This window comes from Paenibacillus agri (genome assembly GCF_013359945.1).
GTDB lineage: Bacteria > Bacillota > Bacilli > Paenibacillales > Paenibacillaceae > Paenibacillus_AQ > Paenibacillus_AQ agri.
In genome coordinates this window covers 19349-46179 of record NZ_JABWCS010000191.1, presented here as the reverse complement: position 1 = coordinate 46179, position 26831 = coordinate 19349, and the positions used below count along the sequence as shown (strand labels likewise).

32 protein-coding genes and 1 other annotated feature are annotated in these 26831 nt (G+C 46.2%); of the genes, 31 read left to right on the top strand and 1 reads right to left on the bottom strand.

The features are described 5' to 3' along the window. Window positions 1–18 precede the first annotated feature (18 nt). The 14 genes from secE (at window position 19) to tuf (ending at window position 16614) form a co-directional block, all read left to right on the top strand. Entirely contained in the window at window positions 19–210 is a 192-nt protein-coding gene (secE, locus tag HPT30_RS05025) for a preprotein translocase subunit SecE (RefSeq protein ID WP_066367704.1), read from the top strand. Window positions 211–231: 21 nt separating this feature from the next. Beyond that, window positions 232–765: a transcription termination/antitermination protein NusG gene (nusG, locus tag HPT30_RS05020; RefSeq protein WP_066367701.1), complete on the top strand. Its 534-nt coding sequence runs from the start codon at window positions 232–234 to the stop codon at window positions 763–765. Between the two features lie 75 nt (window positions 766–840). Next, a complete protein-coding gene (gene rplK / locus HPT30_RS05015; RefSeq protein ID WP_175370356.1) occupies window positions 841–1266 on the top strand; it encodes a 50S ribosomal protein L11 in 426 nt (141 codons plus the stop codon). Between the two features lie 80 nt (window positions 1267–1346). Then, complete coding sequence (gene rplA / locus HPT30_RS05010; RefSeq protein WP_175370355.1) at window positions 1347–2039, top strand: 50S ribosomal protein L1; 693 nt, start codon at window positions 1347–1349, stop codon at window positions 2037–2039. Between the two features lie 68 nt (window positions 2040–2107). Then, window positions 2108–2260: a sequence feature (ribosomal protein L10 leader region), on the top strand. A 64-nt stretch (window positions 2261–2324) separates the two neighbouring features. Then, complete coding sequence (gene rplJ, locus HPT30_RS05005; protein WP_175370354.1) at window positions 2325–2828, top strand: 50S ribosomal protein L10; 504 nt, start codon at window positions 2325–2327, stop codon at window positions 2826–2828. Between the two features lie 66 nt (window positions 2829–2894). Beyond that, window positions 2895–3254: a 50S ribosomal protein L7/L12 gene (rplL, locus tag HPT30_RS05000; RefSeq protein WP_175370353.1), complete on the top strand. Its 360-nt coding sequence runs from the start codon at window positions 2895–2897 to the stop codon at window positions 3252–3254. Window positions 3255–3396: 142 nt separating this feature from the next. Continuing rightward, window positions 3397–3993 (top strand): class I SAM-dependent methyltransferase, encoded by a 597-nt coding sequence (locus HPT30_RS04995; RefSeq protein WP_175370352.1) that lies wholly within the window; start codon window positions 3397–3399, stop codon window positions 3991–3993. A 424-nt stretch (window positions 3994–4417) separates the two neighbouring features. Further along, a complete protein-coding gene (gene rpoB / locus HPT30_RS04990) occupies window positions 4418–7963 on the top strand; it encodes a DNA-directed RNA polymerase subunit beta (RefSeq protein ID WP_175370351.1) in 3546 nt (1181 codons plus the stop codon). Between the two features lie 114 nt (window positions 7964–8077). Next, complete coding sequence (rpoC, locus tag HPT30_RS04985; RefSeq protein ID WP_175370350.1) at window positions 8078–11689, top strand: DNA-directed RNA polymerase subunit beta'; 3612 nt, start codon at window positions 8078–8080, stop codon at window positions 11687–11689. A gap of 180 nt (window positions 11690–11869) precedes the next feature. Beyond that, the gene (locus tag HPT30_RS04980; RefSeq protein WP_066367675.1) at window positions 11870–12121 is read left to right on the top strand and encodes a ribosomal L7Ae/L30e/S12e/Gadd45 family protein; all 252 of its coding nucleotides are present in this window, start codon (window positions 11870–11872) and stop codon (window positions 12119–12121) included. Window positions 12122–12257: 136 nt separating this feature from the next. Beyond that, window positions 12258–12677, top strand: a complete 420-nt coding sequence (gene rpsL / locus HPT30_RS04975) for a 30S ribosomal protein S12 (protein ID WP_066367672.1) — start codon at window positions 12258–12260, stop codon at window positions 12675–12677. Window positions 12678–12720: 43 nt separating this feature from the next. Then, complete coding sequence (rpsG, locus tag HPT30_RS04970; protein ID WP_019908219.1) at window positions 12721–13191, top strand: 30S ribosomal protein S7; 471 nt, start codon at window positions 12721–12723, stop codon at window positions 13189–13191. 47 nt (window positions 13192–13238) lie between these two features. Beyond that, the gene (gene fusA, locus HPT30_RS04965; protein ID WP_175370349.1) at window positions 13239–15317 is read left to right on the top strand and encodes an elongation factor G; all 2079 of its coding nucleotides are present in this window, start codon (window positions 13239–13241) and stop codon (window positions 15315–15317) included. A 106-nt stretch (window positions 15318–15423) separates the two neighbouring features. Next, window positions 15424–16614: an elongation factor Tu gene (tuf, locus tag HPT30_RS04960; protein WP_175370348.1), complete on the top strand. Its 1191-nt coding sequence runs from the start codon at window positions 15424–15426 to the stop codon at window positions 16612–16614. Window positions 16615–16780: 166 nt separating this feature from the next. On the opposite strand, the gene HPT30_RS04955 is transcribed toward tuf, so the two are convergent. Continuing rightward, entirely contained in the window at window positions 16781–17122 is a 342-nt protein-coding gene (locus HPT30_RS04955; protein ID WP_175370347.1) for a cupin domain-containing protein, read from the bottom strand. Between the two features lie 416 nt (window positions 17123–17538). On the opposite strand from HPT30_RS04955, the gene HPT30_RS04945 reads away from it, so the two are divergent. The 17 genes from HPT30_RS04945 to HPT30_RS04865 all read left to right on the top strand — a co-directional run bounded on the left by HPT30_RS04945 (window position 17539) and on the right by HPT30_RS04865 (window position 26803). Beyond that, on the top strand, window positions 17539–18264 hold the full coding sequence (locus HPT30_RS04945) for a Crp/Fnr family transcriptional regulator (RefSeq protein ID WP_175370346.1): 726 nt from the start codon (window positions 17539–17541) through the stop codon (window positions 18262–18264). 221 nt (window positions 18265–18485) lie between these two features. Beyond that, on the top strand, window positions 18486–19835 hold the full coding sequence (locus HPT30_RS04940) for a protoglobin domain-containing protein (protein ID WP_312876295.1): 1350 nt from the start codon (window positions 18486–18488) through the stop codon (window positions 19833–19835). A 245-nt stretch (window positions 19836–20080) separates the two neighbouring features. After that, entirely contained in the window at window positions 20081–20389 is a 309-nt protein-coding gene (rpsJ, locus tag HPT30_RS04935; protein WP_017692074.1) for a 30S ribosomal protein S10, read from the top strand. A gap of 41 nt (window positions 20390–20430) precedes the next feature. Continuing rightward, window positions 20431–21054 (top strand): 50S ribosomal protein L3, encoded by a 624-nt coding sequence (gene rplC / locus HPT30_RS04930; RefSeq protein WP_066367635.1) that lies wholly within the window; start codon window positions 20431–20433, stop codon window positions 21052–21054. A 25-nt stretch (window positions 21055–21079) separates the two neighbouring features. Continuing rightward, window positions 21080–21703: a 50S ribosomal protein L4 gene (gene rplD / locus HPT30_RS04925; protein ID WP_175370344.1), complete on the top strand. Its 624-nt coding sequence runs from the start codon at window positions 21080–21082 to the stop codon at window positions 21701–21703. Then, window positions 21703–21996 carry a 50S ribosomal protein L23 gene (gene rplW / locus HPT30_RS04920; RefSeq protein ID WP_019908225.1) on the top strand — a complete coding sequence of 98 codons (294 nt, stop codon included), beginning with the start codon at window positions 21703–21705 and terminating at the stop codon, window positions 21994–21996. The genes rplD and rplW overlap by 1 nt, the downstream gene beginning before the upstream one ends. Window positions 21997–22023: 27 nt before the next feature. After that, window positions 22024–22854, top strand: a complete 831-nt coding sequence (gene rplB, locus HPT30_RS04915) for a 50S ribosomal protein L2 (protein WP_066367631.1) — start codon at window positions 22024–22026, stop codon at window positions 22852–22854. A 75-nt stretch (window positions 22855–22929) separates the two neighbouring features. Beyond that, window positions 22930–23208 carry a 30S ribosomal protein S19 gene (gene rpsS, locus HPT30_RS04910; protein ID WP_019908227.1) on the top strand — a complete coding sequence of 93 codons (279 nt, stop codon included), beginning with the start codon at window positions 22930–22932 and terminating at the stop codon, window positions 23206–23208. A gap of 31 nt (window positions 23209–23239) precedes the next feature. Beyond that, on the top strand, window positions 23240–23572 hold the full coding sequence (gene rplV / locus HPT30_RS04905) for a 50S ribosomal protein L22 (protein WP_019908228.1): 333 nt from the start codon (window positions 23240–23242) through the stop codon (window positions 23570–23572). Between the two features lie 14 nt (window positions 23573–23586). Then, window positions 23587–24252, top strand: a complete 666-nt coding sequence (gene rpsC, locus HPT30_RS04900; RefSeq protein WP_175370343.1) for a 30S ribosomal protein S3 — start codon at window positions 23587–23589, stop codon at window positions 24250–24252. 2 nt (window positions 24253–24254) lie between these two features. After that, complete coding sequence (gene rplP / locus HPT30_RS04895) at window positions 24255–24689, top strand: 50S ribosomal protein L16 (RefSeq protein ID WP_066367625.1); 435 nt, start codon at window positions 24255–24257, stop codon at window positions 24687–24689. Next, the gene (rpmC, locus tag HPT30_RS04890; RefSeq protein ID WP_066367623.1) at window positions 24679–24876 is read left to right on the top strand and encodes a 50S ribosomal protein L29; all 198 of its coding nucleotides are present in this window, start codon (window positions 24679–24681) and stop codon (window positions 24874–24876) included. Before rplP ends, rpmC begins: the two co-directional genes overlap by 11 nt. Before the next feature lie 43 nt (window positions 24877–24919). Beyond that, on the top strand, window positions 24920–25186 hold the full coding sequence (gene rpsQ / locus HPT30_RS04885; protein ID WP_066367620.1) for a 30S ribosomal protein S17: 267 nt from the start codon (window positions 24920–24922) through the stop codon (window positions 25184–25186). A gap of 38 nt (window positions 25187–25224) precedes the next feature. Beyond that, window positions 25225–25593, top strand: coding sequence for a 50S ribosomal protein L14 (gene rplN, locus HPT30_RS04880; protein ID WP_066367616.1), 369 nt, complete (start codon window positions 25225–25227; stop codon window positions 25591–25593). A 49-nt stretch (window positions 25594–25642) separates the two neighbouring features. Continuing rightward, window positions 25643–25996 (top strand): 50S ribosomal protein L24, encoded by a 354-nt coding sequence (rplX, locus tag HPT30_RS04875; protein WP_083205138.1) that lies wholly within the window; start codon window positions 25643–25645, stop codon window positions 25994–25996. Window positions 25997–26026: 30 nt separating this feature from the next. Further along, window positions 26027–26569, top strand: a complete 543-nt coding sequence (gene rplE / locus HPT30_RS04870) for a 50S ribosomal protein L5 (RefSeq protein WP_066367613.1) — start codon at window positions 26027–26029, stop codon at window positions 26567–26569. Window positions 26570–26617: 48 nt separating this feature from the next. Further along, the gene (locus HPT30_RS04865; RefSeq protein ID WP_036589425.1) at window positions 26618–26803 is read left to right on the top strand and encodes a type Z 30S ribosomal protein S14; all 186 of its coding nucleotides are present in this window, start codon (window positions 26618–26620) and stop codon (window positions 26801–26803) included. Window positions 26804–26831 lie beyond the last annotated feature (28 nt).

The following is a 26831-nucleotide window of genomic DNA, read 5'->3' as shown; positions in this document are numbered from 1 at the left end:
TTGGGAGGTGTAGTCGGCGTGAAACGTAGTTTCAAGTCCTTGTTTTCCTTTTTCACTGAAAGCTGGAGTGAACTCAAAAAAGTTCGCTGGCCTAGTCGTAAGGAATTGAAGAACTATACATTGATCGTTGTCGGTACAATTATAGTTGTCGCTGTTTACTTCTGGGTTCTGGACATCGGTATTTCCGCTGTGATTGAAGCGATTATTTAGAGAGGTTCCAGGTGGCTTGGTATGGAAAAAAGATGGTATGTCGTTCATACCTATTCTGGGTATGAGAATAAGGTCAAAGCCAATTTGGAAAAGCGCGTTGAGTCCATGGGCATGGAAGACAAAATATTCCGTGTTCTTGTTCCTATGGAAGAAGAACTGGTAAACAAGGATGGCAAGAAAAAAACTGTCATGCGTAAAGTTTACCCCGGATATGTTTTGGTGGAAATGGTTCAGACTGATGATTCCTGGTATGTTGTTCGCAATACACCGGGCGTTACTGGATTTGTTGGTTCGACAGGCTCGGGTTCCAAACCTACACCACTGCTTCCAGAAGAGGTAGAACAAATTCTGAAGCATATGGGTATGGTTGAACCTAAGACGAAGATTGATTTCGAAATCAAGGAATCCGTACGTATTATGGTTGGTCCCTTTGCGAATTTTGTGGGCTCCGTGGAAGAAATTTTGGCTGACAAGAGCAAGATCAAGGTACACGTTAACATGTTTGGACGGGAAACCCCGCTGGAGTTGGATTTCACTCAAGTGGAGAAAATATAACAAAACGCAAGGGTTTCTTGTGGGAGAGCGCTAAATGCGTTCGAAGACCACTATTGACGCAAGGAGGTGTCACTCATGGCTAAAAAAGTTATTAAAATGGTGAAACTGCAAATTCCTGCAGGGAAAGCGAACCCTGCGCCACCAGTAGGTCCGGCGCTTGGTCAAGCGGGTGTCAACATCATGGCATTCTGTAAGGAATTCAACGCTCGTACTGCTGACCAGGCTGGCCTGATCATCCCGGTTGAAATTTCAGTATTTGAAGATCGTTCCTTTACATTCATCACCAAAACTCCTCCGGCTGCCGTTCTGCTTCGCATCGCTGCTAAAGTAGAAAAAGGATCCGGTGAACCAAACAAGAAAAAAGTTGCTAAGCTGAACCGTGCAGCGGTTCGTGAAATTGCTGAGCAAAAAATGCCCGACCTTAACGCTGCTACTGTAGAAGCTGCTATGCTTATGGTTGAAGGTACTGCCCGCAGTATGGGTATCACAATCGAAGACTAATAAGTATTCGATGCAATGGTCGAGTATGACCGCAATACGTGGGAGGAAATTCCGCTATTACCACAAAGGAGGAACATTTCATGGCTAAACATGGTAAGAAATACCAAGAAGCTGCTAAGCTGATTAACAGCGAAGCAACTTACGAGCCTTCAGAAGCTGTAGAGCTTGTGAAAAAGGCTGCGACTGCAAAATTCGACGAAACCGTTGAAGCAGCAGTGCGTCTGGGTGTAGACCCACGTAAACAAGACCAAGCTGTTCGTGGTGTTGTTGTCCTGCCTCACGGCACAGGTAAAACACAACGCGTGCTTGTATTTGCAAAAGGTGAAAAAGCGAAAGAAGCGGAAGCTGCTGGTGCTGATTTTGTAGGCGATCAAGATATGATCAACAAAATCCAACAAGGCTGGTTTGAATTCGATGTCTGCGTAGCTACACCTGATATGATGAGTGAAGTCGGTAAACTGGGACGTCTGCTCGGTGGTAAAGGCCTTATGCCTAACCCTAAAGCAGGTACAGTTACATTCGATGTTACCAAGGCTGTGCAAGAAATCAAAGCCGGTAAAATCGAATACCGTCTCGATAAAGCTGGTCAAATTCACGCGCCAATCGGTAAAGTGTCCTTTGACGAAGCAAAATTGAATGACAACCTTAAAGCTCTTATCGACGCTTTGAACCGTGCGAAACCGGCTGCTGCTAAAGGTGTATACCTGAAAGGCATCTCGATTTCTTCCACTATGGGACCAAGCGCTCGTGTAAACACTACTGCTTTCAGATAATTAGGGATTGACTCTTGTAGTCATCTTTGATATTCTATAACAGTTGTGACGAACTAAGGTATCATTCTTGAACTTGAATATGCTTACCGTAGACAGTAGGTGCCTTAAGGCTTAATTTCCTACCGAGGTGTTGTGATAGAAACAAGAGGTTGCCCGGCATGCCGTGTAACTATCGTTTTATCAAGCCTTCGTGATTCTGCGGAGGCTTTTCTAATGCCTGCGTAGGAACGGCGCGGATTCTTTCGGATAGAACGCCGTCACATAAATTTTCAGGAGGTGTATACATTGGCAAATGCAAAAGTAATTCAAGCTAAACAAGATGCAGTAGATGTTGTTACTGCTAAGTTTAAAGGTAGCGTAACTACTGTTGTTGCGGACTACCGCGGTTTGAACGTTGCGCAAGTAACTGAACTGCGTAAGCAGCTTCGTGAAGCTGGCGTTGACTTTCAAGTCCTGAAGAACACATTGCTTCGCCGTGCAACTGCAGCGGCTGAATTGACTGAGTTGGACGAAGTTCTGACTGGTCCTACAGCGATCGCATTCAGTGAAACTGATGCAGTAGCTCCGGCTAAGATCTTGAACGAGTTCGCCAAGAAAAACGACGCTTTGAAATTGAAAGGCGGCGTAGTAGAAGGACGTGTCATCGACGCGGACCAAATCAAGGCACTGGCAGAGCTTCCATCCCGCGATGGTTTGCTGTCCATGCTGCTTAGCGTGCTTCAAGCTCCAGTGCGTAACTTCGCACTTGCAGTTAAAGCTGTCGCTGAGAAAGAAGAACAAAGCGCGTAAGCCTTTGCTCTTTGCAGTGTAATTCATTAACACAAACAAATTTAAATATAAAATGGAGGTTCAATCATGAGTAAAGAAGCAATCTTGGAAGCAATTAAAGGCATGAGCGTATTGGAACTGAACGACCTGGTTAAAGCAATTGAAGACGAATTCGGCGTAACTGCAGCAGCTCCAGTTGTTGTAGGTGGCGCAGCAGCAGCTGTTGCTGAAGAGCAAAGCGAATTCGACGTAATCTTGACTAGCGCTGGTGCTTCCAAGATCAACGTTATCAAAATCGTTCGCGAAATCACAGGCCTTGGCTTGAAAGAAGCTAAAGACCTCGTAGACAACGCACCAAAACCAATCAAAGAAAAAGTAAGCAAAGAAGATGCAGAAGCTACCAAAGCAAAATTGGAAGAAGCTGGCGCAGCTGTAGAATTGAAATAGTATTAAAGCTTCAAGTACAGCGTTCGGAAGCGAAGTCATTCCTTCCGGCTTACAAAAGACCCCTTGAACATGTTCAAGGGGTTTGCTGTATGAATAGGGAATGTCTTTATATTTAATGGTTTAAGGAAAAGGGAGGAGCGACATGTCGCAGCATTATTATTCGCAGCAGCCCGAAGTGCGTCACAACAGACGTACGATTAATACCGTTCTCAGAGGGAAGAGCCTCAGCTTTACCAGCGATGCCGGTGTTTTCTCCAAAGGCGATATTGATTATGGTAGTCGCGTGCTGATAGAAATGATGGAGATCCCGGATGGTTCGGCTGTACTTGATGTCGGCTGCGGGTATGGACCTATTGGAATCAGTGCAGCACATCTTGTCCCAGAGGGGCATGTAACGATGATCGATATCAACAGCCGTGCAGTTGAGCTGGCGCGCGAGAATGCGCAGCAGAACGGGATAAGGAATGTTACGGTAATGGAAAGCGACGTGCTCAGCGTAGTGAAGGGCCAGGAATTCGATGTGATCCTTACCAATCCCCCGATTCGGGCGGGAAAAGCAGTAGTTCATCAAATCTTTGAAGAAGCTTATGAGCACCTGAAAGTAGGCGGAAGCTTGTGGGTGGTCATTCAGAAGAAACAAGGTTCACCGTCGGCAGTGGCTAAGCTGGAGAGTTTATTCTCGCTCGTGGAAGAAGTGGGGAAAGACAAAGGCTACCGAATTCTGCGAGCTCAAAAATAAAAGGCATTTGGCCGTTGACATGAGATACTGATAGTGGTATTATTATAAAATGTCAGTATTAAGATAGGCTCCATGTCTTTAGTTTGCTGAAATGTCAAGTGATATATTGTCGGCCGGCAAGCGCATGCCGTACGGCGTGTTTTTGCGAAAGTGTACTTCATTGTCTATGGTGGTATGTTGAAGCCGTGATAGTGGAGACAAATGCATAAACTGTTGCTTGCTGACGTATAATATGTACGTTTTGGGCAAATCTACTGGATAAGGAGTATTTTCGCCGTAAATAAATGCGCTCTTTTTTCGAAGATTTTCGATAAGGGCCTTTCTTTATTTAGGGCTGGATCCTGCTGTTATGGTTCCATTATACGGTTCCAAACAAGGGTTCGCAATCAATTTTTAAGTGAGTAGACATGAGGGGTGAGTAAAGTTGGCAGGACATCTTGTTCAGTATGGTCGACGCACTCGGCGAAGCTATGCGAGAATTAACGAGGTTCTCGAGGTCCCGAACCTGATCGAGATCCAACAAAAATCGTATGATTGGTTTTTGGAAGAGGGATTGCGGGAAATGTTTCAGGACATCTCGCCGATCCAGGATTTCACAGGTAATTTGGTACTCGAGTTCATTGATTACAGCCTGGGTGAACCGAAATATACGGTTGATGACGCTAAAGAGCGTGACGTAACATATGCGGCTCCTCTTCGGGTAAAAGTGCGTCTCATCAATAAGGAGACCGGTGAGGTCAAAGAGCAGGAAGTGTTCATGGGGGATTTCCCGCTGATGACGGAGACCGGCACGTTTATTATCAATGGTGCGGAACGGGTTATTGTCAGCCAGTTGGTTCGCTCTCCAAGCGTCTATTTCAGCACAAAAGTAGATAAGAACGCCAAGAAAACCTACACCGCTACAGTAATTCCTAACCGCGGCGCATGGCTGGAGCTCGAAACCGACGCGAAGGACATCATGTATGTCCGGATTGACCGGACCCGTAAAATTCCGGTTACTGTGCTTCTGCGTGCATTAGGTTTCGGCAGTGATGCTGAGATTCTGGAATTGCTTGGTAATGATGAATATATTCGCAATACGCTGGATAAAGACAATACGGACTCTACGGAAAAAGCGCTTATTGAAATCTATGAGCGTCTTCGTCCGGGCGAACCGCCTACTTTAGATAATGCTAAGAGTTTGCTGGTTGCACGTTTCTTTGATCCAAAACGTTATGACCTAGCTAACGTAGGTCGTTACAAAATCAACAAAAAGCTGCACATCAAGAACCGTCTGTTCAATCAGCGTCTGGCACAGCCTTTGGTGGATGAGACCACTGGCGAAATCCTGGCTGAAGCAGGACAAATGGTAGACCGTCGTCTGCTTGATGAGCTGATCCCGCATTTTGAGAAAGATGTTGCCCACAAGAACTACCGCGTAACTGGCGGAGTACTTGATAGCGAAGATATCCCGCTTCAGACGATCGACGTTTATTCGCCGATTGAAGAAGGTCGGGTAATCAAGCTGATTGCCAATGGTAACATTGACAAAGCGGTCAAGCATATTACTCCGGCTGATATTATTTCCTCAATCAGCTATTTTATTAATTTGCTGCATGGTATCGGTAATACGGATGATATCGACCACTTGGGTAACCGCCGTCTGCGTTCAGTGGGCGAGCTCTTGCAGAACCAATTCCGTATCGGTTTGTCCCGTATGGAACGCGTAGTACGTGAGAGAATGTCCATTCAGGATGCTAATGCGATTACACCACAGGCGCTTATCAACATTCGTCCTGTTATCGCATCGATTAAAGAGTTCTTCGGTAGCTCCCAGCTGTCCCAGTTTATGGACCAGACCAACCCGCTTGCAGAGTTGACTCACAAACGTCGTCTCTCCGCACTCGGACCCGGCGGTCTTACGCGGGAACGCGCGGGCTTTGAGGTTCGTGACGTCCATCACAGTCACTATGGCCGGATGTGTCCAATCGAAACGCCGGAAGGCCCGAACATCGGTTTGATCAACTCCTTGTCCACCTTCGCTCGCATCAACGAATACGGATTTATTGAAGCTCCGTACCGTTGGGTTGATCCGAAGACAGGTAAGGTTACTGAACAAATTGATTACCTTACTGCCGATGAAGAGGACAACTACGTTGTCGCACAGGCGAACGTTCTGTTGGAAGAAGACGGTTCTTTCAAAGAAGACATGGTTATCGTTCGTTACAACAAAGATTCGGATAACATTACATCCATGCCTAGTGACCGCGTCGATTACATGGACGTATCACCTAAGCAGGTTGTATCGGTCGCTACGGCGCTCATTCCGTTCCTTGAGAACGATGACTCCAACCGCGCACTGATGGGATCCAACATGCAACGTCAGGCAGTTCCGCTGCTTATTCCAAAGGCTCCACTCGTGGGTACAGGAATGGAGCATAAATCTGCCAAGGATTCAGGCGTATGTATCGTTTCCAAATATGACGGTATCATCGAACGTTCTTCTGCCAATGAAATTTGGCTGCGCCGTGTCGAGAGTGTCGAAGGCAAAGAAGTTAAAGGCGATATCGTTAAATATAAATTACACAAATTTATGCGTTCGAACCAAGGTACCTGCATTAATCAACGTCCTCTGGCTAAGAGAGGTGACGTTGTTAAGAAAGGTGATATCCTGGCAGACGGACCTTCCACAGAAATGGGCGAATTGGCTCTTGGCCGCAACGTAGTTGTTGCGTTCATGACTTGGGAAGGTTACAACTACGAGGATGCGATCCTGCTGAGTGAAAAACTGGTTAAAGAGGATGTATACACTTCGATCCATATCGAGGAATACGAATCCGAAGCCCGTGACACGAAGCTCGGACCTGAAGAAATCACTCGTGATATTCCAAACGTTGGGGAAGAAGCATTGCGCAATCTAGACGAGCGCGGCATCATCCGCATCGGTGCGGAAATCAGTGCTGGCGACATTCTCGTGGGTAAAGTAACACCTAAGGGTGTAACGGAGCTTACAGCTGAAGAACGCCTGCTACATGCAATCTTTGGTGAGAAAGCACGTGAAGTTCGTGATACAAGCTTGCGCGTTCCTCACGGTAGTGATGGTATTATCGTTGACGTTAAAGTATTTACACGCGAGAACGGCGATGAGCTGCCACCGGGTGTGAATCAGCTGGTTCGTGTGTACATCGCTCAGAAACGTAAGATTTCTGAAGGTGACAAGATGGCCGGACGTCACGGTAACAAGGGTGTCGTTGCCCGTATCCTGCCAGAAGAAGACATGCCGTTCTTGCCGGACGGTACGCCAGTACAGGTTGTCCTCAACCCGCTGGGCGTTCCATCGCGGATGAACATCGGGCAGGTGCTCGAAGTGCATATCGGTATGGCTGCTATGCGTCTTGGTATTCACATCGCTACACCGGTATTCGATGGTGCGCGTGAGAATGACGTCTTCGACACTATGGAAGAAGCAGGCATGCAGCGTAATGGTAAGACCGTTCTGTATGATGGCCGGACTGGAGAACGCTTTGAGCGTGAAGTTACGGTCGGCGTCATGCACATGATCAAACTGGCGCACATGGTTGATGATAAGATTCACGCTCGTTCTACTGGACCTTACTCTCTCGTTACGCAACAGCCGCTGGGTGGTAAAGCTCAGTTCGGTGGTCAGCGCTTCGGGGAGATGGAAGTGTGGGCGCTTGAAGCTTACGGTGCCGCTTATACCTTGCAAGAAATTCTGACTGTGAAATCCGATGACGTGGTCGGCCGTGTGAAAACGTACGAATCCATCGTCAAGGGCGAGAACGTACCTGAACCAGGCGTTCCTGAGTCGTTCAAAGTATTGATCAAGGAACTGCAGTCACTGGGTATGGATGTTAAAATCCTGAGCGGTGATGAGCAGGAGATCGAGATGAAAGAACTGGATGATGAGGACGATACGTCAGGCGACAAGCTCAGCCTCAACTTGGAAGGCTCAGAAGTCGGAGTAGATTAATAGATCCCGAAACGTTGGAATTCCATTACAAAAGGACCGCGCCCTCTTTTGATTGTCATGATCAAGGGAGGGCCAGCGGTACTAAATCAGGATTAGGTTAAGGAGGGTTGCTCCTTGTTGGACGTTAACAATTTTGAATTTATGAAAATCGGACTCGCATCTCCGGAGAAAATTCGTTCTTGGTCCCGCGGAGAAGTTAAAAAACCGGAAACCATTAACTATCGTACATTGAAACCGGAAAAAGAGGGTCTTTTTTGTGAGCGTATCTTTGGACCACAAAAAGACTGGGAATGTCATTGCGGTAAATACAAACGCGTCCGGTATAAGGGTGTTGTCTGTGACCGTTGTGGCGTAGAAGTTACACGTGCGAAAGTTCGTCGCGAACGTATGGGACATATCGAATTAGCAGCTCCTGTATCGCATATCTGGTACTTCAAAGGTATTCCTAGCCGGATGGGTCTGGCACTGGACATGTCTCCAAGATCCCTGGAAGAGATCATTTACTTCGCTTCCTATGTTGTAACTGACCCAGGTGAAACTCCGCTTGAGAAGAAGCAATTGCTGTCTGAAAAAGAATACCGCAGCTACCGTGAGAAATACGGCTACGGTTTCCAAGCCGGTATGGGTGCAGAAGCTGTTAAAAAGCTTCTTCAAGATATCGACATCGACAAGGAATTGGAATTCCTCAAAGAAGAACTGCGTACGGCCCAAGGCCAACGCCGTAACCGGGCGATCAAACGCCTGGAAGTTATCGAGGCTTTCCGCAACTCCGGCAACAAACCTGATTGGATGATCATGGATGTGCTCCCGGTTATTCCACCGGAGCTTCGCCCAATGGTTCAATTGGATGGTGGCCGTTTTGCTACGTCTGACTTGAATGACTTGTATCGCCGTGTAATCAACCGGAACAACCGTCTGAAGAGACTGCTTGATCTCGGTGCTCCTGATATTATCGTGCAGAACGAAAAACGGATGCTCCAGGAAGCTGTTGACGCCCTGATCGACAATGGTCGTCGTGGCCGTCCGGTAACCGGGCCTGGTAACCGTCCTCTTAAATCCCTCAGCCACATGCTGAAAGGTAAACAAGGACGTTTCCGTCAGAACTTGCTCGGTAAACGGGTTGACTACTCTGGACGTTCCGTTATCGTCGTAGGACCGTACCTCAAGATGTACCAATGCGGCCTGCCTAAGAAAATGGCGCTGGAACTGTTCAAGCCGTTTGTAATGAAAGAATTGGTTAATAAAGGGCTTGCCCACAACATAAAGAGCGCAAAACGTAAAGTTGAGCGCGTTAGTCCTGAAGTATGGGATGTGCTTGAAGAAGTAATCAGAGAGCACCCGGTTCTGCTTAACCGTGCCCCTACGCTTCACCGTCTCGGTATCCAGGCGTTTGAACCGATTCTGGTAGAAGGTCATGCTATCCGTCTTCACCCGCTCGTATGTACGGCTTACAACGCCGACTTCGATGGTGACCAAATGGCGGTACACGTTCCTCTGTCAGCAGAAGCTCAAGCTGAAGCCCGCATCCTCATGCTGGCATCTGGTAACATTCTTAACCCTAAAGACGGTAAACCGGTTGTTACGCCTTCCCAGGATATGGTCCTTGGTACTTACTACCTGACCATGGACAACAAGGAAGAAAAGGGCAGCGGTATGATTTTGCGTACCGTAAACGAAGCCGTTTCAGCTTATCAGCGTGGAACTGCAGGTCTGCATGCCCGTGTTGCTATTCCAGTTAAGGCACTCAACAAAACATGCTTTACTGAAGAACAACAAAATGCGTTGATGATTACAACCGTCGGAAAGATTATCTTTAACGAAATCTATCCGAGCAGTTTCCCGTATATTAACGAAGCAACCAAAACAAACCTGCTCCATGGTACGCCTGATAAGTATTTCATCTATGAAAAAGGTGCCGATGTTCTTGAGCGCATCATGAATGCTCCAGATGCCGGTGCTGTAGGTAAGGAATATCTTGGGCTTATCATCGCTCGTTGTTTCGAGACTTATCACACGACCAAAACGTCTGTGATCTTGGATAAGATCAAGCAGCTTGGTTTCACATACTCGACTCGTTCCGGTGTAACGGTTGCCGTATCCGACGTTGTTGTACCTGAGGAAAAAGCACAAATTCTGAAGGATTCCGACGCGAAGGTTGACGTAGTTGCTAACCAATATCGCCGTGGTTTGATCACTAATGACGAACGGTATGACCGTGTCATTGAGATCTGGTCGAAGACCAAAGACGAGCTTACGAATATCCTCTTGAAATCAATGGACCGTTACAATTCCATTATGCTCATGGTAGATTCGAAGGCACGGGGTAACAAATCGCAGATCACCCAGCTTGGTGGTATGCGCGGACTGATGGCAACACCATCCGGACGAATTTTTGAGCTCCCAATCAAAGCGAACTTCCGTGAAGGTCTTACCGTCTTGGAGTACTTTATCTCCACGCACGGAGCGCGTAAAGGTCTGGCCGATACAGCGCTGCGTACAGCGGACTCTGGTTACTTGACTCGTCGTCTCGTTGACGTAGCACAGGATGTTATCGTTCGCGAAGAAGATTGTGGTACAGATAAAGGGTTCACTGTTAGCCGTATTCAGGATGGTAAAGAGGTTATCGAGGATCTGTATGACCGTATTGAAGGTCGTTACTGCTTCGAGACTGTTCGTCATCCGGAAACTGGCGAAATCATTGTACACCGCAATGACCTGATTGATTCCGACAAAGCGGAAGCAATCGTCAATGCTGGCGTAACCAAACTGCAAATTCGTTCCGTACTGAGCTGCCGTGCCCGTCACGGTGTCTGCAAGAAGTGCTACGGACGTAACCTGGCAACAGGTAAGCACGTGGAAATCGGTGAAGCAGTTGGTATCATCGCGGCACAGTCCATCGGGGAACCAGGAACACAGCTTACCATGCGTACGTTCCACACCGGGGGCGTTGCGGGAGACGATATCACACAAGGTTTGCCGCGTATCCAGGAGTTGTTTGAAGCCCGTAACCCTAAAGGTCAGGCAACAATCAGCGAGATTGATGGTGTAATCAAGGAAATTCGTGAAACCAAAGACCGTCGTGAAATCGAGGTTCAAGGTGAAGCTGAATCCAAAACTTACTCCATCACTTACGGATCACGGCTGCGCGTGAGCGAAGGCCAGGAGATTGAAGCTGGTGATGAGCTGACAGACGGTTCGATTGACCCTAAAGAAATGCTGCGTATCAAAGGGATCCGCGGGGTACAGAACTACATTCTGCAAGAAGTACAGCGTGTATACCGTAACCAGGGCGTTGAGATCAACGATAAGCACATTGAAGTTATGATCAAACAAATGTTGCGCAAAATCCGCATTATTGATGCCGGGGATACCAATCTCCTGCCAGGTGCGTTTGCGGACATTCATGAATACGAAGCAGCGAACAAAGAAGCTATCCTGTCGGGTAATGAGCCTGCAGTTGCCAAACCGGTACTGCTCGGTATTACCAAGGCTTCCCTTGAAACGGACTCCTTCCTGTCTGCCGCGTCTTTCCAAGAAACAACACGCGTGCTCACAGATGCAGCCATCAAAGGAAAAGTGGATAAACTTCTCGGCCTGAAAGAAAATGTTATCATCGGTAAGCTGATTCCTGCCGGTACAGGTATGAATCGCTACCGCAATGTAAAACTTTCTGATCCAAATGCGGGAGAAGAACTGGAATCTTTAGAGACAGTTCCTGCCGAGTAATAGAATAACCATTGTCAGTGTATTCGCGTCACTTCTGCATTGCTGGATGTGACGCGATTGCCTGGTATGGATATATAAATTTATTGCTGATTTTCTTGACAGGGCCTTCTGATAATGCTAATATGTCTAAGGTGCGTGAGTAGCCTTGTTATTCTTGTTCATTGGAGGTAATGATCTTTCATGACTGAAGATAGAGGATTACAGGATGCTCAGGTCAAGATCGGTACCAAGCAAACCGTCAAAGCGGTGGAGATGGGCCAAGCCGCAGAAGTATATGTGGCAGAGGACGGAGATCAACGGCTTACTTCCAGGATTGTTATGCTTTGTAACAAACAAGGTGTCAAGGTCACTTATGTAGATACGATGCTAAATTTGGGCAAGGCCTGCGGAATAGAAGTGGGCGCTGCGATGGCAGCCGTCTTAAAACAATAGCAAGCATCTAGAAATGTTTTTGTACCGGGGTGTACTTCGGCAGCAAGGACTTTTCATTTGTCTTTTTATGAACCACCTGGGTCTGTGGACTTAAGTTCGTAAGAAGGTTATCAATTCAGGAAGGGGGTGGCACAACATGCCAACAATTAATCAATTGGTTCGTAAAGGCCGTCAAGCCAAAATCGACAAATCCAAATCTCCTGCTCTTCAAAAAGGGTATAACGCCCTGAAGCGTGAGACTACAAATTTGAGCGCTCCGCAAAAACGCGGTGTGTGCACTCGTGTAGGCACAATGACTCCACGTAAACCAAACTCCGCACTTCGTAAGTATGCCCGTGTTCGTTTGACGAACCGTCTTGAGGTGACTGCTTACATCCCAGGTATCGGACACAACCTTCAAGAGCACAGCGTTGTATTGCTGCGCGGAGGTAAAGTTAAAGACCTTGCGGGAGTTCGTTATCACATCGTTCGTGGTGCACTGGATACAGCTGGCGTAGCTAACCGTATGCAAGCTCGCTCCAAGTATGGTGCAAAACGTCCTAAAGTGAAAAAATAAGATTAAAACTTGAGTAAGAACCATTTAAGAAAGGGGGATATCCATGCCACGCAAAGGTCCAGTTACTAAGAGAGACGTACTGCCAGATCCATTGTATAATAGCAAGTTGGTTACTCGTTTGATCAACCGCATTATGCTGGATGGTAAAAGAGGTGTCGCTCAAAGCATTCTGTACAATTCGTTCAAGCTGATTCAAGAACGTACGGGTAAAGAGCCGATGGAAGTTTTCGAAGCTGCCATCAAGAATATCATGCCGGTTTTGGAAGTCAAAGCTCGTCGTGTCGGCGGTGCGAACTACCAAGTACCTATCGAGGTTAAGCCAGAAAGACGTACTGCTTTGGGATTACGTTGGCTCGTGAACTATTCACGTAACCGCGGTGAAAAGACTATGGAAGAGCGTTTGGCGGCTGAGATCATCGACGCTTCCAACAACACAGGCGCTTCTGTTAAGAAACGCGAAGACACGCACAAAATGGCTGAAGCGAACAAAGCGTTTGCTCACTACCGTTGGTAGGATTTTAGTCAATCAAATAACTTCTATTTTGGAAGGAGATCCATTCCATGGCAAGAGAGTTCTCCTTAAAAAATACACGTAATATCGGGATCATGGCGCATATTGATGCTGGTAAGACTACTACCACTGAGCGGATTCTTTTCTACACAGGCCGTACGCACAAAATCGGTGAAGTTCACGAGGGTGCTGCTACAATGGACTGGATGGAACAAGAACAAGAGCGCGGAATCACGATTACTTCCGCTGCTACGACTGCTGCGTGGAAAGGTCACCGCATCAATATCATTGATACCCCAGGACACGTTGACTTCACTGTTGAAGTTGAACGTTCCCTGCGTGTATTGGATGGGGCAGTAGGCGTATTTAGTGCGAAAGAGGGCGTTGAGCCTCAGTCTGAAACCGTATGGAGACAGGCTGACCGTTACAACGTTCCACGGATCGCATATGTAAACAAAATGGACATTATCGGTGCGGACTTCCTTAACGTAATCGAAACTATGCGTGATCGCCTTCAAGCCAATGCAGTTGCTATTCAATTGCCAATTGGTGCAGAAAGTGATTTCACTGGTATTATCGACCTTGTTGAGCAAAAAGCACACATGTTCAAAGATGATCTTGGCCAAAACATCGAAGTAACGGATATTCCGGAAGAATATTTGGCCCAAGTTGAGAAACTGCGTACCGAGTTGATCGAGAAAGTTGCTGAACTTGATGAAGATCTGACTATGAAATATCTGGAAGGCGAAGAAATTACAATTCCGGAAATCAAAGCTGCAATTCGCAAAGGCGTAGTTGAAGTTAAGATTTTCCCTGTAATCGCGGGCTCTTCCTACCGAAATAAAGGTATTCAGCTTATGCTGGATGCTGTTGTTGATTACTTGCCATCTCCTGTGGACGTACCAGCGATTCAAGGTCACCTTGATGACGGTACAGAAACTGTTCGTCATTCTTCGGATGAAGAGCCGTTTGCTGCATTGGCATTTAAAATCATGACAGACCCTTATGTAGGTAAACTTACATTCTTCCGCGTGTACTCCGGTGTTCTGGAGTCCGGTTCTTATGTAGTTAACGCTACTAAGAACAAGCGTGAACGTATCGGCCGTATCTTGCAAATGCATGCGAACAGCCGCCAAGAAATCTCCATTGTATACTCTGGTGATATCGCGGCAGCCGTTGGTTTGAAAGACACAAGTACAGGTGATACACTCTGTGATGAGAAACACCCGGTAATCTTGGAGTCCATGAACTTCCCTGATCCGGTTATCGAAATCGCAGTTGAACCAAAAACCAAAGCTGACCAAGATAAATTGGGTGTTGCTCTCGGTAAGTTGACAGAAGAGGATCCTACTCTTCGCGCTCACACTGACGAAGAAACAGGTCAAACGATCCTGGCAGGTATGGGTGAGCTTCACTTGGATATTATCATCGACCGTATGCGCCGCGAATTCAAGGTGGAAACCAACGTGGGTAAACCACAGGTTGCTTACCGTGAAACATTCAAAGCTCCAGCACGCGTTGAAGGTAAATTCGTTCGCCAATCCGGCGGTCGCGGTCAGTATGGTCACGTATGGGTTGAATTTGAACCTCTCGAGCCGGGTACTGGCAGCCAATTCGAAAGCAAGATTGTCGGTGGTTCTGTACCAAGAGAATACATCGCACCTGCTCTTGCCGGTATTGAAGAGCAAATGAAAAACGGCGTACTTGCAGGCTTCCCGCTTGTAGACGTTAAGGCTACCATCGTAGATGGTTCTTATCATGATGTTGACTCCAACGAAATGGCATTTAAAATTGCCGGTTCGATGGCGCTTAAAGCAGCTAAAGATAAGTGTAAACCTATCTTGCTTGAGCCAATCATGAAAGTGGAAGTAACTGTTCCTGAGGAATACATGGGCGACGTAATGGGTATGTTGAACTCCCGCCGTGGACGGATCGAAGGTATGGATTCCCGTGGTGGTGCTCAAATTATTCGTGCGAAGGTACCTCTTTCCGAAATGTTCGGATACTCCACAACTCTCCGTTCCGGTACTCAAGGACGCGGCGTATTCTCGATGGAGCTTTCTCACTATGAAGAAGTTCCTAAATCCATTGCGGAAGAGATCGTTGTTAAGAACAAAGGCGGAGAATAATTACCCGTTTTAACTTGCCGTCCGATATACCGATCAGTCATCAAGATAAACTTGTAGGCGGACGGCTCTAATAAATAGGAAAACATATTAAGGAGGAATTGTTCAAATGGCAAAGGCAAAGTTTGAACGTACTAAACCACACGTTAACATTGGTACTATTGGTCACGTCGACCATGGTAAAACAACTCTGACTGCTGCAATCACTACTGTATTGTCCAAAACTTACGGTGGTGCTGCTGTAGCATTCGACCAAATCGATAAAGCTCCAGAAGAGCGCGAGCGCGGTATCACTATCTCCACAGCTCACGTTGAATATGAAACTCCTGCTCGTCACTACGCACACGTAGACTGCCCTGGTCACGCCGACTATGTTAAAAACATGATCACTGGCGCAGCGCAAATGGACGGAGCTATCCTGGTTGTATCCGCAGCTGACGGCCCTATGCCACAAACTCGCGAGCACATCCTGTTGTCCCGTCAAGTAGGCGTTCCTTACATCGTTGTCTTCTTGAACAAGTGTGATATGGTTGAAGACGAAGAGTTGTTGGAATTGGTTGAAATGGAAGTTCGCGACTTGCTGAGCGAGTATGACTTCCCAGGCGACGACACTCCAATCATCCGTGGTTCCGCTCGTGAAGCTCTTCAAAACCCAGATGGCGAATGGGCTCAAAAAGTTGTTGAAATGTTCAACATCATCGATGAGTACATTCCACTTCCAGAGCGTCAAACTGACAAGCCTTTCTTGATGCCTGTCGAGGACGTATTCTCCATCACTGGCCGCGGTACTGTGGCAACTGGTCGCGTAGAACGCGGAACCATTAAAGTGGGCGAAGAAATCGAAATCGTTGGTATTCACGAAGAAACTAAGAAATCCGTAGTTACGGGCGTTGAAATGTTCCGTAAATTGCTGGATTCCGCTCAAGCGGGCGACAACATCGGAGCTTTGCTTCGTGGTGTAGACCGTAACAACATCGAGCGTGGCCAAGTATTGGCTAAACCAGCTTCCGTAAAGCCACACACTGAGTTCAGTGCTCAAATCTACGTTCTGACTAAAGAAGAAGGTGGCCGTCACAAGCCTTTCTTCACTGGTTACCGTCCACAGTTCTACTTCCGTACAACTGACGTAACTGGTATCATCAACCTGCCAGAAGGTACTGAAATGGTTATGCCTGGTGATAACATCACTGTAACTGTTGCCCTGATCTCCCCAATCGCGATTGAAGAAGGTACTAAATTCTCCATTCGTGAAGGTGGCCGTACAGTTGGCGCCGGCGCTGTAGCATCCATCACTAAATAATTTGGCTCTATCCATTAGGATAGTTGCTGAACATAAGGACAGAGGATCTTCTCACGAAGATCCTCTGTTTTTTATATATACATTGATACGTAGATACATAGAGACATGCAAAAAACTCTGCTTCGCTAAATGCGGCACAGAGCTTTCTAAGTGACAACATACATATCTATAAGTTGCGAGTATAGGCTGCATCTGGAATCTTGCATAATACGACATGCAGACTCGCAGGTATTTCTCCACTGTTATGAAAAGCGAATGCTTCCTCTCCATAGATGTGGATAACCTCTCCTTTGATAATCTCATTATCGACTCCGTTCACAGTGACTGTGCCGTTGCCATCAAGCACCAGAATGTAAACATCAGTTCCTGGATGCGTATGTGTGGGCAATTGCTGTCCAGGCAGGAAATTTAGTACGAAAACGACACTTTCACCTTCTTGAAAGAGAATTCGTTTTGTAAAACAACCCTCTTGGTATTGAATAGCCTCTGATAAAATCAATTTCTGCATAAATAGCTCATCCTTTCCTCACGGATTATTTAGTTATAGCCTAATTTCGTATTCACAGTGCTCATGCCCACTAGCATTGCACTTGATCTCTCTGATCGGAATTTTACGTCCCATACTTTTGGACATAGCCCATAGGAAGTCCCTGGTTTAGTCCGATAAAGTGTATCGAGCGATAAGGCTCTAGTGGAACCATATTACCAAGCTGAGCACGGTTCATTTTCTTCATATCTTCAAAGCTGTATTACAGCATAAGCATTCCCTCCTGAATAATCTTTTTCCTATATGCCTATTGTGACAGCCAAAAGAAATGGAGTCCTTGATATAGATCAATTGTTCAAAATCATCGTGAGGGGGATCACATGGATGACGATAACCCTTTGTTATGGTAGAAATACCACTATAAAGGGAGGCAGAACATGTCCTGTACTAGTTGTTATTTATCTTCCTGTGTTCGGCGTGTGCCGGTATTTAAAGGTCTAGCAGATGCAGAAGTAGCACTTATAGAGGGAATTACTCAGTCGAAGCACTATGGAAAGGGGAGTCTGGTATGTGTTGAAGGTGAGCAATCGGATGCTTTATTTGTATTACATACGGGGATGATTAAACTTACTCAAAGCAGCAGGGATGGAAAGGAGCATATTTTACGGTTTCTGTTCCCGGGGGATTATTGTGGTCAGTTCTCCATGCTGAAGAACACAGAGAGTTATGTTAATGCGGAGATGCTGGAAGAGGGTACGGTATGTTGCTTGCGTAGAGAACAGTTTCTTCCTATATTGGCCGGTAATGCGACACTAGCTTATAACTTCTTACTGTCGATGAGTGAGCAGCTTCAATATGCGGAAGATTGGGCTGGTGCAATGCATATGCTAGAGGTGGAGCAGCGACTGGCCAAAATTCTCCTGTACTTTTATTCAAAGGATGGGGCAGTTCTGTCAAATGAGACTCATCCAAGAAAGATCCTTTTGCCGGCGTCCAAAAAAGAAATTGCAGCAATGATCGGAACAACCGCAGAAACGCTAAGCCGAAAACTCAATCTATTTACTAAGTGGAAATGGATTGCGGTAAGTAAACGAGTGATTGATATTTTAGACTTGAATGCCTTAATTGAGATGAGCGAGATAGGAACGAGTAGAAAAATGTAATGATTCAAAAGATGTGCCCTATAGCAGGATAAGCTAAATGAGATATGAAGTATTTTATAATGCAAAAATTCGACATAAAAAGAGAAATAATCTGTTTTATTTGCGTAATTACAACATTATTCTACAAGAAAGCACTTAAAATTCTTTACAGTGCTTAGATGGATAAGATAGTATGAGAGTATAAATCATTGTAAAATGGTAGGGATTTGGGGAGTGTTATTATGGGGAAATGTCCGTTTTCTTTTATGCACACTTTAGCTTCACGAAGGAATAATGCGAAACCGCCCGATATATATTCCTTAAATGATCCTGCTCCCTTAATGCCTGCTAATGGGACTTTTCATAGTCTTGAAGGGCATGAGGAGCTTAATGAGCAAATGAGAATGATTGATCTTACGAAAGAAGATTTAGCTCAGCTGCAGCAGGTTAAGCCGATTCTTGAACGCAATATTGATTACATCATTGATCACTTCTACGACTCGGTGTTAGGCGTCCGCAAGTTAGAGGCCATCATTAAGGAACACAGTAGTATTGAGCGGCTGAAAAAGACGCTGCGCGACCACATCATCGAAATCTTCGACGGTAATGTTAATGAAGAATATATTGCTAAACGCCTCCACATTGCAAACATCCACAAGAGAGTTGGGCTGGAGCCCAAATGGTACTTATCCGCTTTTCAGAACCTCCAAAATGTATTTATCACTGTTATCCACAATGAAGCAAGCAACGATCAGGAACGAGTGGCCTTTGTCCAGACTGTGACTAAGCTCTTGAATCTGGAGCAACAACTAGTGCTGGAAGAATACGAGAAAGAGAACATCCGTGAGAAGGAACTGCAGTATCAGACTGTTAAAAATGAACTGAAGCAGAAAATAGCTGAATTCAGTGGTGAACTGGTAGATCTCAGTATTGATACCAACGCAGCTGTAGAGCAACTGGTGGCCAGTAGTAATGAAGTTAATGATACATTCAAGCGTACAGCTGCTTCCGCCCAAGAGTCACAGGAGATGGCGCAGGATGGACGAGAGCATTTGAGTGATCTCACAGAACGGATTAATTATATTTATAAGCGGAGCGAGGCGATGGAGCTGTCGGTGAATGAACTCTCCAGTTCCTCTAAGCAGATCCAAAAGATTGTGGCTGCCGTACAGGAGATTGCCGACCAGACCAAGATTCTTTCTCTGAATGCTACTATAGAGGCGGCCAGGGCCGGTGAGCATGGACGGGGCTTCGCTATAGTCGCGCAGGAGGTCAGCCGGCTTGCGGAAGATACGAAGAGCACAGTGGTACTGATTGGAGAACTGACGAGCAAGTCCGGCCTTCTCAGTCAACAGGTGGTGGAGGAGATCCGCAAGGTACAAGAACTCACTAAAAGCGGTAAGCATAAATCTATGGAGACCAGTCGACTCTTCTCTGAGATTGTGGAAGCTATGCAGAGCAGTACTCAGGAGATTGTTACGGTAGAAGAGGAGATAAGAACTCTAATACAGACGATTGAAGGCATCGGGTCCACAACGGCCCAGTCCGCGTCCTCGGCAGTGTTTTTTAAATCAGCTACGGAAAATCTTTAACATATATATAGAAGAAACAAGTTTTATGACCAAAATTAACGCTGCATAAGAAATTTATGCGCGTTTTTTTATTTTCGCTTGCAAAGTATCCGCCTATTCTATATAATAATAAATGTTGTTCTGAGACGTTGCGATGATGTGAGAGGTTACTGACACACCCGGCCCCTTTGCCATGGGGACGAACGTCGGAAAATTTTCACGGAGTATGTCCGATACCAAATTGGGCGATAGAAGGAGGGACTAAAATGGCAAAGCAAAAAATTCGTATTCGCTTGAAAGCATACGACCACAGAATTCTTGATCAATCCGCAGAGAAGATCGTTGAAACAGCAAAACGTTCGGGTGCTGGTGTATCCGGGCCGATCCCGCTGCCAACTGAGAAGCAAATCATTACTATTCTCCGTGCGGTGCACAAGTACAAGGATTCCCGTGAACAGTTTGAACAACGGACTCACAAACGTTTGATCGATATTGTGAACCCAACACCACAAACTGTGGACGCCTTGATGCGCTTGGATCTGCCGTCCGGTGTAGATATCGAAATCAAATTGTAATACTAACATTAGGAACTTAGGAAAAGAAAAGAGGTGTCAACATGAAAGGTATCTTGGGAAAAAAACTCGGTATGACTCAAGTGTTTACTGCGGAAGGTAACGTAATTCCTGTTACTGTTATCGAAGCTGGACCTTGTGTGGTACTGCAAAAGAAAGACCTGAATATCGACGGATATGAAGCAGTGCAGTTGGGCTTTTCCGATAAGAAGGAAAGTCGCTCCAACAAGCCTGAACAAGGTCACGCCAAAAAGGCAAATGCAACACCTAAGCGCTACGTTCGCGAAATTCGCGGTGTTGATCTCGGGGCACTCGAGGTTGGACAAGAGCTTAAGGCTGACATTTTCGCAGAAGGCGAATTTGTTGACGTAACCGGTACAACCAAGGGTAAAGGTTTCCAAGGTGTAATTAAACGTTGGGGACAAAGCCGCGGACCAATGGCCCACGGTTCCCGTTACCACAGAAGACCTGGTTCCATGGGTTCGATCCAAGCTAACCGTGTTCCTAAGGGCAAACGCCTTCCAGGTCACATGGGCCACACAACTGTGACGGTTCAAAAGCTTGAAATCATCCGCGTGGATGTAGAGCGTAACGTATTGCTGGTTAAAGGCGCGATTCCGGGCCCGAAAAACAGCTTTGTGAAAGTGAAACAAACTGTTAAGAAATAATTCCTGAAGAAAGGAGGAACATGAAATGCCAAAAGTAACACTTTTTAATATCAGTGGTAGCGAAGTTGGCGAAGTTGAACTGAGCGAATCAGTATTCGGTATTGAGCCGAACGTGCACGTGCTGCATGAAGCTGTATTGCTGCAAAGAGCTTCCCTTCGTCGTGGAACACACAAAGTTAAAGGACGTTCTGAAGTGCGTGGCGGCGGACGTAAACCTTGGAAACAAAAAGGTACAGGTCGTGCTCGTCAAGGCTCCATTCGTTCCCCACAATGGAAAGGCGGCGGCGTAGTCTTCGGACCAACTCCTCGCAGCTATTCCTGGAAACTGCCTAAGAAAGTTCGCCGTTTGGCTATTAAATCCGCGTTGTCCTCGAAGGTTCTTGAGAACGACATTATCGTATTGGATAGCTTGACATTGAATGCTCCGAAGACGAAAGAATTCGCAGCGATTCTGAACAATCTGAAAGTAGAGCGCAAAGCGTTGATCGTAGCTGACAGCTACAACGATAACGTAGCTCTCTCCGCTCGTAACATCCCTGGGGTGAAATTCGTAGCGGCTGACGGCATCAATGTTCTTGACGTACTGTCGTACGACAAACTGATCATCACCAAGGAAGCAGTTCTGAAGGTAGAGGAGGTGTTCGCATAATGAAAGATCCTCGTGATATTATCAAACGTCCGGTGATTACGGAACGCACTTCCGAATACATGAGCGAATTGAAATACGCTTTTGAAGTGGATATTCGTGCTAACAAGACCGAAATCAAGAAAGCCGTTGAGGCGATTTTCAAAGTTAAAGTAGTTAGTGTGAACACAATGCGTGTACCTGGCAAACTGAAACGTTATGGCAAATACTCCGGATACACTCCAGAGTGGAAAAAAGCCATCGTTAAGCTGAGCCCGGACAGCAAACCGCTCGAATTCTTTGAAGCGGTAGAATAATACTCTTAAAGTAAGGAGGGAAATATAGTGCCAATCAAAAAGTACAAACCGACCTCTCCGGCCAGACGCGCAATGTCCGTGTCTACGTTTGAAGAAATCACAACAAACCAGCCAGAGAAATCGTTGCTTGCGCCACTGAGCAAAAAAGCGGGCCGCAACAACCAAGGTAAAATTACGGTTCGTCACCACGGCGGCGGACACAAACGTAAATACCGTATTATCGACTTCAAACGTACGAAAGACGGCATACCTGGTAGCGTTGCTACAATCGAGTATGACCCGAACCGTACATCCAATATTGCTTTGATCCACTATGCTGATGGAGAGAAACGTTACATCATCGCTCCTAAAGGCCTTAAAGTTGGGGATAAGATCGAGTCTGGCCCTAAAGCCGACATCAAAATTGGTAACACCCTTCCACTGGAAAACATTCCGGTTGGTACAGTTATCCACAACATTGAGTTGAAACCAGGTAAAGGCGGACAATTGGTTCGTGCTGCTGGTACAGAAGCTCAATTGCTTGGTAAAGAAGAAAAATACGTATCCGTTCGCTTGAACTCCGGTGAAGTTCGTAAGATCCTGAGCGTTTGCCGCGCGACGATCGGTTCCGTAGGTAACGAAGATCACGAATTGATCAAAATCGGTAAAGCTGGACGCAGTCGCTGGCTTGGCCAACGTCCTGAAGTACGCGGTGTTGTAATGAACCCTAACGATCACCCACACGGTGGTGGTGAAGGCCGCGCTCCAATCGGACGGAAATCGCCTATGTCTCCATGGGGTAAACCAACCCTTGGTTACAAAACGCGTAAGAAAAACAAGGCATCTGATAAATATATCGTTCGCCGCCGCACGAAATAAGACGCTTCTGGCATCATGATTAGCGCGAAGCGTCGTTTCGCGGTTTGAAGAACCGGATGAAGGGAGGATTCATACATGGGTCGCAGTTTAAAAAAGGGGCCATTCATCGATGGCTACCTGCTGAAAAAAGTTGAGGAACTGAACGCGGCAGACAAGAAAGTCGTAGTAAAAACCTGGTCCCGTCGCTCAACTATTTTCCCTCAGTTTATCGGACATACGTTTGGTGTATATGACGGCCGCAAACACGTGCCAGTATACGTAACGGAAGATATGGTAGGTCACAAATTGGGCGAGTTCGCGCCAACACGTACTTACAAAGGCCACGCGGGTGACGATAAGAAAACAAGAAGATAATTAAGTTCTTCGTTCGAGAGGAGGGAAAACAATGGAAGCAAAAGCACATGCTAGATCGGTGCGCATTTCTGCTCGTAAAGCGAAATTGGTTGTTGACTTGATTCGCGGTAAGCAAGTTGGAGAAGCGATTGCAATTCTTCGCCACACTCCGAAGTCGGCTTCTCCAGTGGTTGAGAAGTTGCTTAACTCGGCAATTGCGAATGCTGAGCACAACTATTCTATGGACGTGAACAGCTTGTTCGTTAGCGAAGTTTTCGTTAACCAGGGTCCTACTATGAAACGTTTCCGTCCACGCGCCATGGGCCGCGCTAGCCGGATCAATAAACGCACAAGCCACATTACTTTGGTGGTATCTGAGAAATAAGGGAGGGATAACGTGTGGGTCAAAAGGTAAATCCAGTCGGACTCCGGGTCGGTATTATTCGCGATTGGGAATCTAAATGGTATGCAGGTAAAGATTTCGGTACTCTTTTAATGGAAGACGTCAAAATCCGTGAATACCTTAAAGGCAAATTGAAAGATTCCGCTGTTTCCCGCATCGAGATTGAAAGAGCGGCAAACCGTGTGAACGTAACAATTCATACTGCTAAGCCAGGTATGGTTATTGGTAAGGGCGGCGCAGAAGTAGAAATTCTTCGTAGCGCAGTTACTGCTATTGCCGGCGGTAAGAAAGTACACATCAACATCAATGAAATCAAACACCCTGAATTGGATGCAATTCTGGTTGCTGAAAGCATTGCACAACAATTGGAGCGTCGCGTATCGTTCCGTCGTGCGCTGAAACAAGCGATTCAAAGAACTATGCGTTCCGGTGCAAAAGGGATTAAAACACAAGTTGGCGGACGTCTTGGCGGCGCTGAGATTGCCCGTTCAGAAGGTTATAGCGAAGGAACAGTTCCACTTCATACGCTTCGTGCCGATATCGATTACGGAACGGCTGAAGCACATACAACTTACGGCCGTATCGGCGTAAAAGTATGGATCTACCGTGGAGAAGTTCTTCCCCCAGCTAAGAAACAAGCTGCTCAGGAAGGAGGCAACTAATCATGTTGGTACCAAAACGCGTTAAACACCGCAAGCAACAACGCGGTCACATGAAGGGTATGGCAAAAGGCGGCACCACGCTGAACTTCGGCGAATACGGTCTGCAAGCTCTGGAGCCATCTTGGATCACTAACCGTCAAATCGAAGCTGCACGTATCGCAATGACACGTTACATCAAACGTGGCGGTCAAGTGTGGATTAAGATTTTCCCGGATAAGCCAATTACTCAAAAGCCTCTTGAGGTTCGTATGGGTAGTGGTAAAGGTAACGTTGAGAAATGGGTAGCCGTAGTTAAACCGGGCAAGATTATGTTCGAACTCGGAGGCGTTTCGGAAGAAATCGCTCGTGAAGCTATGCGTCTTGCCGCTCACAAGCTGCCTGTTAAAACTAAGTTTGTGAAACGTGAAGAAGTGGGTGGTGAAGCAAATGAAAGCTAATGAACTTCGCAACTTAACCACTGCCGAGATTGAACAAAAGATCGCCGGATTCAAGGAAGAGCTTTTCAATCTCCGTTTTCAATTGGCAACTGGCCAACTGGACAACCCGACTCGGATTCGTGATGTGCGTAAGGAAATAGCTCGTGCTAAAACCATTATCCATCAAAGAGTACTTGGGATTAGTTAAGTGAGGGCGGATATAGTATCCGAATTCAGGAAGGAGGCTAACTATGAGTGAAGAGCGTAATGCACGTAAAGTGCTGGTTGGTAAAGTAGTCAGCGACAAAATGGATAAAACCATCGTAATTGCTGTTGAAACCTATAAGAAGCACAATTTGTATCACAAACGCATCAAGTCTACGAAGAAATTCAAAGCACATGATGAAGAGAATGTAGCTAAGATTGGTGATGTCGTTAAAGTCATGGAAACTCGTCCATTGTCTAAGGACAAACGTTGGAGACTGGTTGAAGTGGTAGAAAAAGCGATTATTATCTAAGATAGCTAACAAAGCCTTTCCGGAAGGAGGAAAATATAATGATTCAACCATTTACACGTTTGCATGTGGCTGACAACTCTGGTGCGAAGGAACTGATGTGTATCCGCGTACTGGGTGGTACTGGACGCCGTACAGCAGCAATTGGCGATCTGATCGTTTGCTCGGTAAAACAAGCAACACCAGGCGGCGTTGTCAAAAAGGGTGATGTAGTTAGAGCGGTAGTTGTTCGTACTAAACGTTCGGTACGTCGTAAAGACGGATCTTACATTTCTTTTGACGAAAATGCAGCTGTTGTTGTTAAAGACGACAGAAGCCCACGCGGAACGCGTATCTTCGGACCAGTTGCTCGCGAACTTCGCGATAAAGACTACATGAAGATCGTTTCCTTGGCACCGGAAGTTATCTAATACACACGGTTCTAATAAAACCGAAGGTTAGTCATAGGAGGTGTAATAAATGCCTAGAGTGAAAAAAGTTCTGGAATCCCATAACAATAAACTGCACGTGAAAAAAGACGACGTGGTGCTTGTGATCAGCGGGAAAGACAAAGGTAAAAAAGGCCGTGTCATCGCTGCTTATCCTCGCCAAAACAGAGTCCTGGTAGAAGGCGTGAACTTGGTGAAAAAACACCAAAAGCCGAACCAGTTGAATCCACAAGGTGGAATCATCGAGCAGGAAGCTTCGATCCATGTGTCCAACGTAATGCACATTGATCCGAAGAGTGGTAAAGTAACCCGCATCGGTTACAAAGTATTGGATAACGGTAAAAAGGTACGGGTAGCTAAGAGATCCGGAGAGATTATCGACTAATCACCCTTAAGGAAAGGAGGTTAAATCTTCATGGCAGCAAGAATGAAAGAACGTTTTCTGAACGAAATTACACCTGCTTTGATGCAGAAGTTTAACTATTCGACTGTTATGCAAGTACCTAAGATCGAGAAGATTGTCATCAACATGGGTGTGGGTGACGCTGTTCAAAACTCCAAAGTACTTGATGCAGCAGTTAACGATATGCAATTGATCGCTGGTCAAAAGCCAGTTATCACTAAAGCTAAAAAATCCATCGCCGGTTTCAAACTGCGCGAAAATATGCCGATTGGGGTTAAAGTAACACTTCGCGGTGAGCGTATGTATTACTTCCTGGACAAATTGTTCAACGTAACGCTTCCACGCGTACGTGACTTCCGTGGTATTTCCACTAAGGCTTTTGATGGCCGTGGTAACTACACGCTTGGTCTTAAAGAACAATTGATCTTCCCCGAGATCGAATATGACAAAGTGGATAAAGTCCGCGGTATGGACATCGTTATCGTAACGACGGCAAAGACGGATGAGGAATCCCGTGAGTTGCTTACGCAACTGGGAGCACCTTTCGCAAAATAAAGTCGGTTAATCCATTTCTCCGAAAATGTTTAGGAGGTGTCAGGCTAAGTGGCAAAAACTTCAATGAAAGTTAAACAACAACGTGAGCCTAAGTTTAAAGTGCGTGCATATACACGCTGCGAGCGTTGCGGTCGTCCACATTCGGTACTGCAAAAGTTCAAAATTTGCAGAATTTGTTTCCGTGAATTAGCTTATAAAGGCCAGATCCCTGGCGTGAAAAAAGCAAGTTGGTAAGAAGTTTATAAACGGGAAGGAGGTTTAC